The organism is Nocardiopsis nanhaiensis (assembly GCF_054778635.1).
Window position 1 is genome coordinate 52,988 of the sequence record NZ_BAAGZJ010000040.1, and the last position, 13,290, is coordinate 66,277.

The following is a 13,290-nucleotide window of genomic DNA, read 5'->3' on the forward strand; positions in this document are numbered from 1 at the left end:
CGGTCAGGTCCGGCCGTGGAGGCGTGCGTGCAGCGCCCTGACCTCGTCGGCCAACGAGTCCACAGGGCCCTCCACCGGGACGTCCGGTGCGACTTCGTTGACGGCCAAGGGGCGGACCGGCCCCGTCGGTACACCCCACTCCCGGAGCCAACCGACCAGCTGGGCCGAGGAGGTCGCGTACACGATCCGGCCCAGCCCCACCCAGGCGTGGGCGGCCGAGCACATGGCGCAGTGCTCTCCCGAGGTGTACAGGGTCGCAGCCGCGCGGTCCTCGGGAGCCATGTTCTGGGCGGCCCAGCGGGCGATCGCGAACTCCGGGTGCCGGGTCGCATCGCCCCCGGCGACGTGGTTGTGGTCCTCGAACAGCACCGCCCCGTCCGCGCCCACCAGCACCGAACCGAAGGGCTCGTCACCCTTGTCCAGAGCCTCCGCCGCCAGTTCCACCGCGCGCCGCAGGTGCCGCATGCCCGTCTCATCCACCATCGTGTGCTTCCTTCGCTTCGAGGTCGGCGCCACCGTATCGCCCCGCGGAAAACCCGTGGCTCGGTCCCACGGGTGCCGTTACGCTGCGGCGCATGGACATGTGTATCCGGGCGTACGCCCCCGATGACCGCGAGGCCGTGGTCGCTCTGTCGCTGCGCGCCTGGGAGCCCGGGTACGCCGCGCTGGAGCGGACCCTCGGCGAGAGCGTCTACGGACACGTCGTCGGGGACTGGCGTCGGGTCCAGTCCCGTGACGTCCAGGCGGACCTGGACGCGGAGGAGGTTCGGGTGTGGGTGGCGGTGACCGGCCGCGTCGCCGGGTTCGTCAGCGTCAGACTCGACCGAGAGGGGAGGATCGGCGAGATCCACATGCTGGGTGTCGATCCCGACCAGCAGGGCGAAGGTTTGGGTTCGGCACTCACGGAATTCGCGGTGGAGCGCATCCGGGAGGAGGGCATGGCCGTCGCCGTGATCAGGACCGGGGGCGACGTCGCCCACGCCTCGGCGCGCGCCGTCTACGAGAAGGCCGGATTCGTCCCCTCCCCTGTGGTCCACTACTACCGGAGCCTTTGACCGGGAAAACCCGTGGCCGGTCCAGACCGGTCGTGGTTAGGCTGCGCTCCATGGACATCAGCATTCGCCCCTACGCCCCGGAGGACCGCGAGGCCGTCATCGCCCTGTCCCTGCGCGCCTGGGAACCCGTGCACGCCTCGCTGGCGAGGGTGCTGGGAGCCCGGATCTACGACCGGACCGTGGGGGACTGGCGCCACTCCCAGTCCCGGGACGTCCAGGCGGACCTGGACGCGGAGGAGGTTCGGGTGTGGGTGGCGGTGACCGGCCGCGTCGCCGGGTTCGCCTCCGTCAGACTCAACCGCGAGGAGCGCACCGGCGAAGTCCACATGCTCGCGGTCGACCCCGACCAGCAGAACCGCGGCGTGGGGTCGAGGCTGACGGAGTTCGCGGAGGAGTACATGCGTGCGGAGGGGATGACGGTCGCCGTGATCGAGACCGGCGGCGACCCCGGCCACGCCGCCGCACGGTCCACCTACGAGAGGGCCGGGTTCACCCAGCTGCCGATCGCCCGGTACTTCAAGGCCCTCTGAGGCCGCCGACCGTCCGGGGAGGAGCGCCGCACCGCGGTCCCTACGACACGACCGTGTCCCAGGCGGCCATGGCGACGTCGATGACGGCGTGTGCCTCCTCGCGAGTACATCCGTCCCGGGCTCGCACGGACAGTCCCTGCAGCACCGTCACGCAGTAGGAGGCCAGTGCGGGGGCGTCGAGTCCGTCAGGCAGGTCGCCGTCCGAGACGCCCCGCTCGATGCGCTCGGTGACCCGGGCAAGGTCCTTCGCCCTGCGGTCGGCGAGGTGGCGTCCGACGTGTTCGTGGCCGCGCCCCAGGTTCGTTCCGGCCAGCACGACCATGCATCCGAGCGGGGTGCCGGGGTCGACGTAGGCGTCAGCGTTCCGCCGCAGCATCGACTCGACGGCGTCGCGGGTCGGGGTCAGTTCGAGCGCGCGCACCGTGGGTGAGGAGTCCGCGGAGTCGTACAGCTCCACCGCCTCCTCGAACAGCGCGTCCTTGGACCCGAAGGCGGCGTAGAGGCTGGTCGGCGTGATGCCCATGGCCGACGTGAGCATGCTCAGCGACGTCCCCTCGTAGCCGTGCTCCCAGAAGAGCTCCATGGCCGTCCGCAGCGCCGCGCTCCGATCGAACCTCCTCGGCCGTCCCGCCATATCTCCCCGCATCCCCTTGTGGTCGCACCCGAGCCGATGCTATCAATTATGTAGTGATCGATACATAAATGCGGGAGGCAGACATGGGTTCACTGGACGGCAGGGTCGCGCTGGTCACCGGAGGCAGCCGAGGGATCGGGGCGGCCACGGCCCTGCACCTGGCGGCCGAGGGAGCAGCGGTCGCGCTGACCCACCGCACCTCAACAGAACAGGCAGCGGAGGTGGTCCGGAACATCCGCGCGGCGGGCGGCACGGCGCTCGCCCTCTCCGCCGACGTCAGCGCCCCCCAGGCGGTCACCGAAGCCGTCGACCGCACGGCAAGCGAACTCGGCGGTCTGGACATCCTGGTCAACAACGCCGGGACCTTCCCCTACGGCGACATCGGCGAGCTCACCCTCGACGATTACGACACCACCATGGCCGTGCACGTCAGAGGGGTGTTCGTCGCCGTCCGGGCCGCCCTGCGGCACATGGGACCGGGCGGTCGCGTCATCACCGTCGGCAGCAGTCTCGTCGAGCGCGTGCCCGGCCCGGGCATCAGCCTGTACTCCATGAGCAAAGCCGCCCTCGTGGGGTTCACCAAGGGGCTTGCCCGCGATCTCGGGCCGCGGGGCATCACCGCAACCCTCGTCCACCCGGGGTCCACCGACACGGACATGAACCCCGCCGACGGCCCCGGCGCCGACGCCGAACGGTCACTGACCGCCCTCGACCGCTACGGAACCCCTGAGGACGTCGCCGCCACCGTCGGCCACCTGGCCGGGCCCTCGGGTGCCTACATCACCGGTACCTCGATCACGGTGGACGGCGGTGTCACCGCGTGAGCGCCCGATCCATGGCCTGGGGCGTCCTGCTCGCTGCGGCCCTGCTGGAAGTGGTGTGGGCCCTCGCCCTCACCCGGCCCCACCCCGGCTGGGTGGCCTTCGGGATCGCGGTGGCGCTGATCAGCCTCGGGATGCTGTCCTTCGCGCTGAAAGAGCTTCCGGTCGGCGGCGCCTACGCCGTGTGGGTGGGGCTGGGCACGGCCGGTGTCACGGTCACCGGCATCCTTCTGTTCGCCGAACCGGCCAGCCCTCTCCGGCTGCTCTTCCTCGCGCTGATCCTCGCCGGGGTCGTCGGGCTGAACCTCCCGGACAAGTCGACGAAGGCCCCCCAGCCGGCGGATTCCGCTGGCTCCACCCGGGAATTCGGAGGTTGAACATGGCCTGGATCGTGCTCCTTGGCGCGGGCCTGTTGGAGATCGTGTGGTCGCTGGCACTCAAACGGGCGGGCGGACTCCAACGCCCCGGCTGGCTGGTGTTCGGGATCGCGGTGGCGCTGATCAGCCTCGGGATGCTCGCGCTGGCGCTGCGCGAACTCCCGGTCGGCGGCGCCTACGCCGTGTGGGTGGGCGTGGGGGCGGTCGGCGTGGCCGGGGCCGGGATGCTCTTTCTGGGGGAGTCAGCCTCTCCCAGGCGGCTGTTCAGCCTCACGGCGATCGTGGCCGGGGTTGCGGGCCTGCACCTGGTGGGCGGGTGAGCTGCGGGAACGACGGGCTTCCGGGTGACGGCGTCCGGCGCGCATGCCGTTGGCGATGACCACCACCTCCGCGACCTCGTGGACCAGGACCACAGCGGCCAGGCCCAGAGCCCCGAACAGCGCCAAGGGCATGAGCACGACGATGATCGCCAGCGACAACGCGATGCTCTGCCACATGACCACCCGCGCACGGCGGGCGTGCTCCAGTGCTCGGGGCAGATTGCGCAGGTCCTCGCCCATCAGGGCCACGTCGGCGGTCTCCACTGCCACGTCGGTGCCCATCGCCCCCATGGCCACGCCCAGGTCGGCGCTGGCCAGTGCCGGGGCGTCGTTGACCCCGTCGCCGACCATCACCACGGGGCCGCTGCCCCGCAGCCGGCCGACCACCGCGGCCTTGTCCTCTGGGAGCAGCCCCGCGTAGACCTCGTCCGGGTCGATCCCCGCCTCGGCGGCCAGCGCGGCGGCAGTGACCCGGTGGTCGCCGGTGAGCATCGCGACCCGGTAGCCGGACCGCCGCAGACCGGCGACGACCTCAGCGGCTTCGGGGCGCGGTTCGTCGCGGACGGCCAGCGCGCCGACCAGCGCACCGTCCTCCTCCACCAGGACCACGGTCGCGCCCGCGCCCAGCAGCCGTTCCACCGCCGCGTCGAGCGCCCCGGCGTCGATCCAGCCCGGGCGCCCCAGCCGCAGGGTTTTCCCGTCCACCAGGCCCGTCAACCCGGATCCGGGAACGGCCTGGACGTCCTCCGCCGGTCCGGGGGAGGGGTGGGCCGCCAGTACGGCGCGGGCCAAGGGGTGCTCGCTGCGCGCCTCCAGGGCGGCCGCCAGGGCCAGAACCCGCGCACGGGTGTGACCGGGAGCGGGCGCCACCTCGACGACGGCGGGCTCGTTGCGGGTCAGCGTGCCGGTCTTGTCCAGGGCGACCACCCCGATCCGGCCCATCGCCTCCAGCGCCGCACCGCCCTTGACCAGGGTGCCCTGCCTCGAGGCGGCGCCTATGGCGGCGACCACGGTGACCGGGACGGAGATGGCCAGCGCGCAGGGTGAGGCCGCCACCAACACGACCAGGGCGCGTTCGATCCAGGTCAGCGGGTCCCCGAACACCGAGCCGACCGCCGCGACGAGGGCGGCCGCGATCATCACGCCGGGGACCAGGGGGCGGGCGACGCGGTCGGCCAACCGTTGGCCGCGGCCCTTCCGGGCCTGTTCGGCTTCCACGATCCGCACCACGCGGGCCAGGGAGTTGTCCTCGGCGCCGGCGGTCACGGTGACCTCCAGCGGGCCGGTGCCGTTGACCGAACCGGCGTACACCTCGCTGCCGGGGCTGGTCTCCACCGGGACGGACTCCCCGGTGACGGCGGACGTGTCCAGCGCGGTGTACCCGGCGGAGACGGTCCCGTCGGTGGCCAGGCGCTCGCCCGGGCGCAGGACCAGGGTCTGGCCGGGGCGCAGTTCTTCGGGCGCGACGGTGTGCTCGACCCCGTCGCTCAGCACGGTCGCCCGAGCGGGGACCAGGTCCAGCAGGGCGCGCAGGCCCCGCCTGGTGCGGGCGACCGCGTACTCCTCCAGGCCCTCGGCGATGGTGAACAGGACCGCCAGCATGGCGGCCTCGCCGACCTCTCCGAGGGCGACGGCTCCCAGCGCGGCGATGGTCATCAGGGTGCCGACACCGATCCGGCCCTTGGCCAGGCGGCGCACAGTCGCGGGGACGAAGGTCGACCCGGCGACCACCAGGGCGGCCGCTTTGAGGGCAAGGGGCAGGATGTCGGCGGCCCCGGCCCAGCCCGCTGCGTACCCCGCCAGCAACAGCAGGGCGGCGACGGCGGCGAACCGGAGTTCGCCGACCTGCCACAGTCGGATGGGTGCCGCGGCCCCGGTCCTTGCGGGGGAGGCCGGCGTCGGGTCGCAGCAGGAGTCACCCATCGGAGACCGCGCAGCCCGTAGCCGCTCCACCCGCACCAGTTTCGCTCACAGGCGCGTCAGCGCCCGAAACCGCGCGGGTCTCAGCTGCCGGGCTGTCGACCCCGTAGGTGGGGCAGAGCGCCACCGCGTTCCCGGTGGCGGCCAGGACGGTCTCGGCCGCCGCCAGCAGCTCCAACAGTTCGGGGCGGGCCAGCGAGTAGAACACCTGGCGGCCTTCGGGGCGCCCGTCCACCAGTCCGCAGTCGCGCAGGCAGGAGACGTGCTTGGAGACCGTGGACTGGGCCAGGCCCAGCTGTTCCACGAGGTCGGCCACGCGGGCCTCGCCCTCGGCCAGCCGGCGCACGATCGCCAGCCGGCTGCCGTCGGAGAGGCTGTGGAAGAGGGCCTCGGCCGCGTCGACTCCCGGTCCCGCACATGCGGCATTATTCATCACCATATGGCGATTATATTCAGTTTAAACGATGAATGGAACCCGGGGGAAGCAGGGACCGTGCCTGCGCCGGAGGTCAGGCTCTGGCGGCCTCGCGCTTGAACGCCTCCCGGCTGGTCGCCAGGGTCTGGGAGATCTTCGCCGCCAGGCGGGCCGAGGGGACATCGGTGTGCGGGCGCCACGAGAGGGCCCCGGAGACACCGCTCGCGGGCACCGCGGCCGCGTTCGACCGGTACAGGTGCAGGAAGGTGAAGTGCAGGTGTTCGGGCTCGCCCAGGTCCGACTCCGGCGCGAGGCGGACGTCCAGGTCCAGCGGGAGCGGGTCCGACGCGGACTCGACCTGCTGGGGGGCGAGTCCGGTCGCCTCCAACAGTCGGCTCAGCGACGCCTCGTCCAGCGCGCCGTCCCCGTCGGAGAGGTGCCCGCCCGGCAGGCGCCAAGGGCCCTCTTCCCCCGCACGGACCATCAGCACCCGCCAGCACGGGTCGAGCACCACGGCCCCCGAGGTCACGTGTCCCACACGGAACTCCTTGGGGGAGGAGAGCTCGTGCTCGTCGTCCAAGGCCCGCACCAAGGGATCGGCCGCGTCGGCTTCCTTGGGAAAGCGCTCAAGGTAGCCGTCCAGCACGGCTCGGATGTGCGCGTTCGGGATGCTCAATGTAGCTCCTGTCGATCCAGACACGTGGCGCACCCAGGATGGCGGTCGATTTGGGCGTTGAACAGTTCCCACGCTGGTCCTCCGCTGAACGGCGCCGAGGTGGGAACCGGGCTTGGAGCCGGGCAGCGAAGCGCCCGCCGCGGTTCCGCGACGGGCGCCATCCACCCTGCTCAGTCAGGTGTCCGGGTGGAGGATCGCTCCTCCGACTCCTTCTCAGCGGCCCTGGCCTCCGACCGGGCCAGCATCCGGTCGTCCACCACCCGGATCACCGTGATCGCCCCGATCGCCACGCCCGCGACGGCGAGCGCTGTGAGGACCTTCGCCGGGTCGCTCACGTCCAGGGCGAAGAACCACTGCCCCCACGGCGTCACCATGGCGAGTGTCAGGATCCCCACCATGGACCCGACCAGCACCACCTTCCACCACACATACGGCTTGGCCACCAACAGCAGCACCCACAGCGTGGTCGCGCACAGCGTGATCACCACCGCCGTCCGGTCCGCGGGGTCGGGCACCGTCCGCCCGCCCAGCACCAGCAAGTAGGTCGTCACCGCTGCCAGCCCCGCCACCATCCCCGAGGGGACCGCCAGCCTCAGCGTGCGCAGAACGAACCCGGGCCGGGCGATGTCGGTGTTGGGCGCCAGAGCCAGGAAGAACGACGGGATACCGAAGGTGACGGCGTTGATCAGCGTCGCGTGCCGGGGAAAGAACGGGTAGGCGACGGCCAGGGAGCCCACGATGATCGCGAGCACCATCGTGTACACCGTCTTGGTCAGGAACAGGCTGGCCACCCGCTCGATGTTGCCGATCACCCGCCGACCCTCCGCGACCACGCGGGGCAGCACCGCGAACCGGTTGTCCAAGAGCACGAGCTGGGCCACGGAACGGGAGGCCGGGCTGCCCGAGCCCATCGCCACCCCGATGTCGGCCTCCTTCAGCGCCAGCACGTCGTTGACACCGTCACCGGTCATCGCCACCGTGTGCCCGCGGTCGCGCAGGCCACGCACCATGTCGCGCTTTCGTTCGGGCGTCACCCGGCCGAACGACGAGTGGTCCTCCACCTCACGGGACAGCTGCTCTGGGTCCTCGGACAGCTCCCGGGCGTCCAGCGGCCGGTCCGCACCGCCGAGGCGCAGTTCCCGGCCCACGGCGCCGACCGACGCGGCGTGGTCGCCGGAGACGATCTTGACGGCCACACCCTGGTCGGAAAAATAGTCCAGGGCCGGTCCGGCGTCCTCGCGGACCCGCTGGTCCAACACCACCAGGGAGACCGGCCGCACCGTCCCCGGGGCGCCGTCGTCGTCCACCCGGACCGAGGCGCGGGCCAGCAGCAGCACACGCAGACCCTGCGCCCCCAGCCGGGCCGCCTCGGCGGCGGCAGGGGAGTCGGGTTCGGCAAGGACGTCGGTGGCGCCCAACACCCAGTGCTCCTCACCGGCGGGCGTCAGCAGGCTCGCCCCGCTCCACTTGCGCGCCGACGAGAACGGGGCCAAGGCCGTCACAGTCCAGTCCGGCGCCTTCTGTCCAGTGGCCGCACACCCCTCGGAGATCGCGGTCATGCTGGGGTTCGGGTCCGGATCGCTCTCCGCCAGCGCGGCGAGCACCCGGGTCGGGGCGACCCGGGCCCGGCCGTTGCCGTTGGTCTGCCCGCCCAGGTCACGGACCTCGGCGAGTTTCATGCCGACCTCGGTCAGCGTGCCCGTCTTGTCGGTGCACACCACGTCCACGCGGGCCAGACCCTCGATCGCGGGCAGCTCCTGCACCAGGCACTTCTGCTTGCCCAATCGGATCACACCGACCGCGAAGGCGATACTGGTCAGAAGGATGAGCCCTTCGGGGATCATCGACACCAAAGCCGCCACCATGCCGCGCAGTGCGTCGGCGAACGGCCCCGAGATGCCGCTCGTGGCCGAAGGATCCAGCGCGACCTCGCCGTTCATGAACAGCTGGCTGTAGATCAGCAGGCCGCCGATAGGGAATAGCGCGTAGGTGATCCAGGTCAGGATCGTGTTGATCCCCGAACGCAGCTCCGAACGCACCAGCGAGAACCGGCTCGCCTCCTCGGCCAGGCGCGCCGCGTACGCGTGACGCCCGACCTTGGTGGCCCGGAACCGCCCGGCCCCGGACACCACGAAGCTGCCCGACATCACCGTGTCCCCGGGCTGTTTGAACACCGGGTCGGCCTCGCCCGTCAGCAGGGACTCATCGACCTCCAGGCCGCCGGCCCAAGTGACCTCGCCGTCCACGACGATCTGGTCGCCGACACCGACTTCCACGACCTCGTCCAGGACGATCTCCTGGGTGGCCACCCGCACGGTGGCGCCGTCGCGCACCACCCTCGGGCGCGCGGCGTTGACGATCGCGAGCTTGTCCAGGGTGCGTTTGGCCCGCAGCTCCTGGACGATGCCGATCAGCGTGTTGATCACGATGACCAGCGCGAAGAGCCCGTCCTGGATCGGACCGATCACGGCGATGATCGCGAACAGCACCGCGATCATCGCGTTGATCCGGGTGAAGACGTTGCCGCGGATGATCTGGCCGACACTGCGGCTCGCCCGCACCGGCACGTCGTTGGTCCGGCCGCTGGCGATCCGCTCGGCGACCTCCTCGCGGGACAGCCCGGGTTCGAGGGGCGGTGCCGTCAGGACCGACGGGGCCTGCACCCGGCCGGTCGCTGTGGAGGTCGGACCCGGCTCGGTCCGGTCGGCTTCTTCGGGCAAGGAAGGCTCCTGGTCGGGCAAGGAAGGCGAAGGGGACCGTTCCGAACGCGGACTCCGCGCGGACGGATCCCGAAGTCAACGCACACAAGCGCTGAGAGAAACCAGGGTAGAGGAGTTTCCCCGGTTGCACCCTGGGCCTGCCCCTTCTCTTGACCAGGGGTGCAGCCTTCCCCCGGGCAGCGTGCCAGGTAGCGGGCCCCGAGGTCCAGGGTTCGTGCCCGAATCCCGGTGTGCGCCAACCATGGTGCGACCCGCCACCGTAGAGTCCTTGTCAAGGGACCCGTAACCCGTGGGGGACAGATGTGTACGGTCATCGTCGGCTTCGACCCGAGCGCCAGGACACCGCTGGTCATGGCGGCGCTCCGGGACGAGATGCGCGCACGTCCCTGGGACGGGCCCGCGCGCCACTGGCCGGAGCGGCCGGAGCTGCTGGGGGGACGCGACCGCCTGGCGGGCGGCACCTGGCTGGCTGTGGACACGGGCCGTGAACGGGTAGCCGCCCTGCTCAACGGCTGGCCATGGGACGGCCGCATGCCTTGGGAGGGCACCTACCCCGCGAGCCGGGGCGATCTGCCCCTGCGCGCCCTGACCAGGCAGCACCGCGACGCCTTGGCGGGTGAGGACCCCACCAGGTTCGCGCCCTTCCACCTCCTGGACGCCGACCACCACAGCGCCACCCTGTACAGCTGGGACGGGCGGTGCCTGGACACCAGGTCCCTGCCCCAGGGGGTGACCACCATCGTGAACACCGGCCTGGACCCCGCGGATCCCCGCGCGGCCCGCCACACCCCCGAGTTCGCTGGCACCCGTCCGGACCCGGACCTGTCCACCACCAAGACCCTCGATGCGTGGGGGGAGTGGCCGCGCCTCATCACCGAGGCCGCCAACACCGAACCGCGCTCCGCGGGCACCGGTACGTCCGGAGACCCCTCCGGCCTGATCGCCCACGCGGACTTGGGCGACGGCCAGGTCTGGGCCACCGGTTCGGTCACCCTGATCGCTCTGGACCGCGACACGGTCCGCTATGCCTTCACCGAGACCCCGGCCGACCCCGAAGCCTGGCGGATGATCGAGGTCTGAGCAGCCCGGCCGGGTGGCGTCGGCCCCGGGCCCGCCGGAGCCCGGAGCCGGCCTCGGTCACCGTGGGCGGCTAGTCGAGAACGGCGAACGCCTCGACCTCCACGAGCACGTCCGGCTCGAACAGGTAGTCGACACCGATGAGGGAGACGGGCGGCCACGGGCGCGGAAGCCCCAGCTCGTCGGCGACGCGGTCGATCCCGGCCAGGAAGGCGTCCATCTTCTCGGGCTGCCACGCCGTGGCGAAGAACCGCAGGCGCACGACATCGGAGAAGTCGGCTCCGGCGCCGTTGAGCCCGCGCGCTGTGTTGCGCAGGGCCTGGGCGACCTGGCCGGTCAGGTCGCCCTCCGCCACGGGCTCCCCCGCCGCGTCACGGGCGATCTGGCCTGCCACGTGCACCTGGCGGGTGCCGGTGCCGATCGAGACATGGTGGTACGGGACGGGCTGGAACATGCCCTCGGGAGAGAGCAACTGCACGGTCATGCTGCGTTCCCTTCGTTTGCCAACGGGTAGGTATCCAATGTCTACTAGGTGCTTAATGGGAACTTCAACGGAACCAGGTGTCATGCGGGAAACCACCCATTCCGAACCCGAGCACTCCCAAGTCACCGCGGCCCATCGCGAGCTGCTGGACCAGGTGCTCGACAAATGGTCACTGCACGTACTCGACAAGCTCTGCGAGAGGCCCCTGCGCTTCAACGGGCTGCGCCGCGCGATCCCGGCCGTGACACAGAAGTCGCTCACTGCGACGCTGCGACGCCTCGAACGCAACGGGATGGTCGAGCGCGTCGTCACGAACACCCGCCCCGTCGCCGTCGAGTACCGGATCACGTCCCTCGGGAAAACGCTCCAAGACCTCATCGACGCGCTCCTGCACTGGACCACTGACCACATGCCCAGCGTCGAGCGCGCCCGCGCGCGGTTCGACGACGGCGCCTGACTGTCGGTGGCGCGTTCTAGCTTCGGTACATGACTCAGCGAACCGTGGCGCAGAAGATGGGGATCAAGGAAGGCAGCAGGGCCCACCTGGTCGGGGCTCCTGACGGGGTGCTCGCCGGGCTCCGGCTCCCAGAGCTTGACCTACCCGGCGAGCTCACCGGCTCGTTCGACTACCTGCACCTGTTCACCACCGGGCAGCGGCAGCTCCGAGAGGGATTCCCCGAACTCAGAGACCACCTGCGCCCGAGCGGGACGCTGTGGGTGTCCTGGCCCAAAGGCCGCCGGTACGGCACCGACCTGGACATGAAGAGCGTCATCGCCATCGGCTACGACCTCGGGATGGTCGAGAGCACATGCCTGCGCGTCGACGAGGTCTGGGCGGGGCTGAAGTTCACGTGGCCCAAACCGGGAAAGGTCTACCGCAACAGCTACGGCACCTTGCCCGGGCAGTGAACGCGACCGCAAACCGGGGCTATAGACCGGCTGGGCCGGGACCAAGGGCCCTGATCGGGGGCCGTTGACCAAAAGTTTTTCGAAAGCGCATCATAGTCGGGCTACGGGAGCGTCTCACCGAGGAAAGCAGTTCAACGACACCGAGGAAACCCCATGATGAGCGCCCACTCCGTTCCCCCGTCCGCCCCCCGTCCGCTGGGCGACCCCGCTGACCTGGTGGGACAGTGGGTTCGGGTGTATGACGACGGAACCGTCGGGTTGCTGCTGGCCGCCGACCACACGGGCTGGACCCTGAGGATGCCCACCGGTATCAGCACCGGAGAGGGCCGCCTGGCCGCCGAGCCGGTCACCACCCGCAACGAGGCCCGTCCCGTCCGCCGACGCTTGCGTGCCGTCATGGACGACCCCGCGTTCCCCGGCGCCGCCGACCTCGACCTGCTCGACGTCCAGCTCGCCGCCCACCCCTAGCTTGGCGTGCCACCTCGGGCCCGTGGCCAGGCAATGCCCTGCCTACGGGCCCGACAGTTTCCCGGCCAGCGAGACGGCGATGGCGTAATGGTGTGCAGCGACTCGGCAAGCACGTGATCGCAGCGCAGGTGGTCGCTGCGCACGTGATGGTGAAGTAGCTGGGTTGGGGTTTGCTGGGTGGGTGCTCTGTGGGTGGGGTTTGCCCGTGGGGGTGCTGGTCTTGTGCGGGTGGTTTCCCGTTTCCTGCCGCTTGATGGTGGCCGTCTCCGCTGCGCGCTCAAGGTCGTCGCCATCGAGCGCTTCGCGCATCGGTGGCGCTCCACCTTGACCCGCTTCGCTGCGACGGCGGGTGGGCGGCTATCAGGAAAGGGGGGAGGTGTGGTCGGGGTAGCGGTGGCCCCTTCGGGGCCCGAAGGGCCCAACTGCACAAGCACGGCCTGGCGGCCGTCAATGGCCACTCCGCCGGAGCTTCGACGGTTGGGGGTGTCGCGGCCGGTCAATGTGTGCGGCGAAAAGCACCACAGCAAACACAGAAACCTGGAATTCCAGGTGGGTATAAACACCGAACCAGGTGGCCTGAATTGGGGGGCTAGAAGAAAGCCAGAGGGCACCCCTGACGAAAGTCATGAATTCAGTTCGAACCAGCAGCAGGCTTCCATTCTCCGACCTTTTCGCTTACAATAGAAGAATGACGATCTCTTCTGAAGCACCCACCACCACCGGGCACACCCCGGTGGATGCCGCGGTGGCCGCTGCTCGGGACGAGACCACCGCCTTCTTTAACCGGGACGTGCCCCTGGGGGCGGCGGGTGAGGTGCTGGACCAGGCCACCCGGGTGTGGGAACACCTCGACCAGATCAAAGTCAGTATGGCTGCGCGGCTGG

At 70.7% G+C, this 13,290-nt stretch carries 17 protein-coding genes; 10 read left to right on the forward strand and 7 right to left on the reverse strand.

Annotation, left to right across the window (positions count from 1 at the left end; translation table 11 throughout):
* Positions 1-3 precede the first annotated feature (3 nt).
* Positions 4-483 carry a nucleoside deaminase gene (locus tag ACYVD1_RS19555; protein ID WP_460774730.1) on the reverse strand — a complete coding sequence of 160 codons (480 nt, stop codon included), beginning with the start codon at positions 481-483 and terminating at the stop codon, positions 4-6.
* Between the two features lie 92 nt (positions 484-575).
* Here ACYVD1_RS19555 and ACYVD1_RS19560 point away from each other — a divergent pair, with 92 nt between their 5' ends.
* Together ACYVD1_RS19560 and ACYVD1_RS19565 are read left to right on the forward strand one after the other, a co-directional pair.
* Complete coding sequence (locus tag ACYVD1_RS19560) at positions 576-1,055, forward strand: GNAT family N-acetyltransferase (RefSeq protein WP_460774732.1); 480 nt, start codon at positions 576-578, stop codon at positions 1,053-1,055.
* Between the two features lie 50 nt (positions 1,056-1,105).
* The gene (locus ACYVD1_RS19565) at positions 1,106-1,585 is read left to right on the forward strand and encodes a GNAT family N-acetyltransferase (protein ID WP_460774735.1); all 480 of its coding nucleotides are present in this window, start codon (positions 1,106-1,108) and stop codon (positions 1,583-1,585) included.
* A 40-nt stretch (positions 1,586-1,625) separates the two neighbouring features.
* On the opposite strand, the gene ACYVD1_RS19570 is transcribed toward ACYVD1_RS19565, so the two are convergent.
* Positions 1,626-2,219, reverse strand: a complete 594-nt coding sequence (locus ACYVD1_RS19570) for a TetR/AcrR family transcriptional regulator (RefSeq protein ID WP_460774738.1) — start codon at positions 2,217-2,219, stop codon at positions 1,626-1,628.
* A gap of 83 nt (positions 2,220-2,302) precedes the next feature.
* On the opposite strand from ACYVD1_RS19570, the gene ACYVD1_RS19575 reads away from it, so the two are divergent.
* Genes ACYVD1_RS19575 through ACYVD1_RS19585 form a run of 3 tightly spaced genes read left to right on the forward strand, consistent with a single transcriptional unit; the run spans position 2,303 to position 3,737 of the window.
* The gene (locus ACYVD1_RS19575; RefSeq protein ID WP_460774742.1) at positions 2,303-3,043 is read left to right on the forward strand and encodes an SDR family NAD(P)-dependent oxidoreductase; all 741 of its coding nucleotides are present in this window, start codon (positions 2,303-2,305) and stop codon (positions 3,041-3,043) included.
* Positions 3,040-3,417 carry a DMT family transporter gene (locus ACYVD1_RS19580; protein WP_460774746.1) on the forward strand — a complete coding sequence of 126 codons (378 nt, stop codon included), beginning with the start codon at positions 3,040-3,042 and terminating at the stop codon, positions 3,415-3,417. The genes ACYVD1_RS19575 and ACYVD1_RS19580 overlap by 4 nt, the downstream gene beginning before the upstream one ends.
* A 2-nt stretch (positions 3,418-3,419) precedes the next feature.
* Positions 3,420-3,737: a DMT family transporter gene (locus ACYVD1_RS19585; protein ID WP_460774749.1), complete on the forward strand. Its 318-nt coding sequence runs from the start codon at positions 3,420-3,422 to the stop codon at positions 3,735-3,737.
* On the opposite strand, the gene ACYVD1_RS19590 is transcribed toward ACYVD1_RS19585, so the two are convergent.
* The 4 genes from ACYVD1_RS19590 to ACYVD1_RS19605 all read right to left on the reverse strand — a co-directional run bounded on the left by ACYVD1_RS19590 (position 3,660) and on the right by ACYVD1_RS19605 (position 9,468).
* A complete protein-coding gene (locus tag ACYVD1_RS19590; protein ID WP_460774751.1) occupies positions 3,660-5,660 on the reverse strand; it encodes a heavy metal translocating P-type ATPase in 2,001 nt (666 codons plus the stop codon). The genes ACYVD1_RS19585 and ACYVD1_RS19590 overlap by 78 nt on opposite strands.
* A complete protein-coding gene (locus ACYVD1_RS19595) occupies positions 5,653-6,096 on the reverse strand; it encodes an ArsR/SmtB family transcription factor (RefSeq protein ID WP_460774754.1) in 444 nt (147 codons plus the stop codon). The genes ACYVD1_RS19590 and ACYVD1_RS19595 overlap by 8 nt, the downstream gene beginning before the upstream one ends.
* 70 nt (positions 6,097-6,166) lie before the next feature.
* On the reverse strand, positions 6,167-6,748 hold the full coding sequence (locus tag ACYVD1_RS19600) for an NUDIX domain-containing protein (protein WP_460774756.1): 582 nt from the start codon (positions 6,746-6,748) through the stop codon (positions 6,167-6,169).
* 170 nt (positions 6,749-6,918) lie between these two features.
* Positions 6,919-9,468, reverse strand: coding sequence for an HAD-IC family P-type ATPase (locus tag ACYVD1_RS19605; RefSeq protein ID WP_460774759.1), 2,550 nt, complete (start codon positions 9,466-9,468; stop codon positions 6,919-6,921).
* A gap of 300 nt (positions 9,469-9,768) precedes the next feature.
* Here ACYVD1_RS19605 and ACYVD1_RS19610 point away from each other — a divergent pair, with 300 nt between their 5' ends.
* A complete protein-coding gene (locus tag ACYVD1_RS19610) occupies positions 9,769-10,548 on the forward strand; it encodes an NRDE family protein (protein ID WP_460774763.1) in 780 nt (259 codons plus the stop codon).
* Between the two features lie 70 nt (positions 10,549-10,618).
* Here ACYVD1_RS19610 and ACYVD1_RS19615 read toward each other — a convergent pair whose 3' ends face one another.
* On the reverse strand, positions 10,619-11,029 hold the full coding sequence (locus ACYVD1_RS19615; RefSeq protein WP_460774766.1) for a RidA family protein: 411 nt from the start codon (positions 11,027-11,029) through the stop codon (positions 10,619-10,621).
* A gap of 82 nt (positions 11,030-11,111) precedes the next feature.
* Between ACYVD1_RS19615 and ACYVD1_RS19620 the strand changes: the two genes are divergently transcribed.
* From ACYVD1_RS19620 to ACYVD1_RS19635, 4 genes are all read left to right on the forward strand, one after another.
* On the forward strand, positions 11,112-11,486 hold the full coding sequence (locus tag ACYVD1_RS19620; protein WP_460774770.1) for a winged helix-turn-helix transcriptional regulator: 375 nt from the start codon (positions 11,112-11,114) through the stop codon (positions 11,484-11,486).
* Positions 11,487-11,515: 29 nt separating this feature from the next.
* Positions 11,516-11,938 carry a hypothetical protein gene (locus ACYVD1_RS19625; protein WP_460774773.1) on the forward strand — a complete coding sequence of 141 codons (423 nt, stop codon included), beginning with the start codon at positions 11,516-11,518 and terminating at the stop codon, positions 11,936-11,938.
* Positions 11,939-12,091: 153 nt separating this feature from the next.
* Positions 12,092-12,406 (forward strand): hypothetical protein, encoded by a 315-nt coding sequence (locus ACYVD1_RS19630; protein WP_460774775.1) that lies wholly within the window; start codon positions 12,092-12,094, stop codon positions 12,404-12,406.
* 688 nt (positions 12,407-13,094) lie between these two features.
* Positions 13,095-13,290 (forward strand): hypothetical protein (locus ACYVD1_RS19635; protein ID WP_460774778.1); only part of this gene is annotated, 196 nt, incomplete at its 3' end.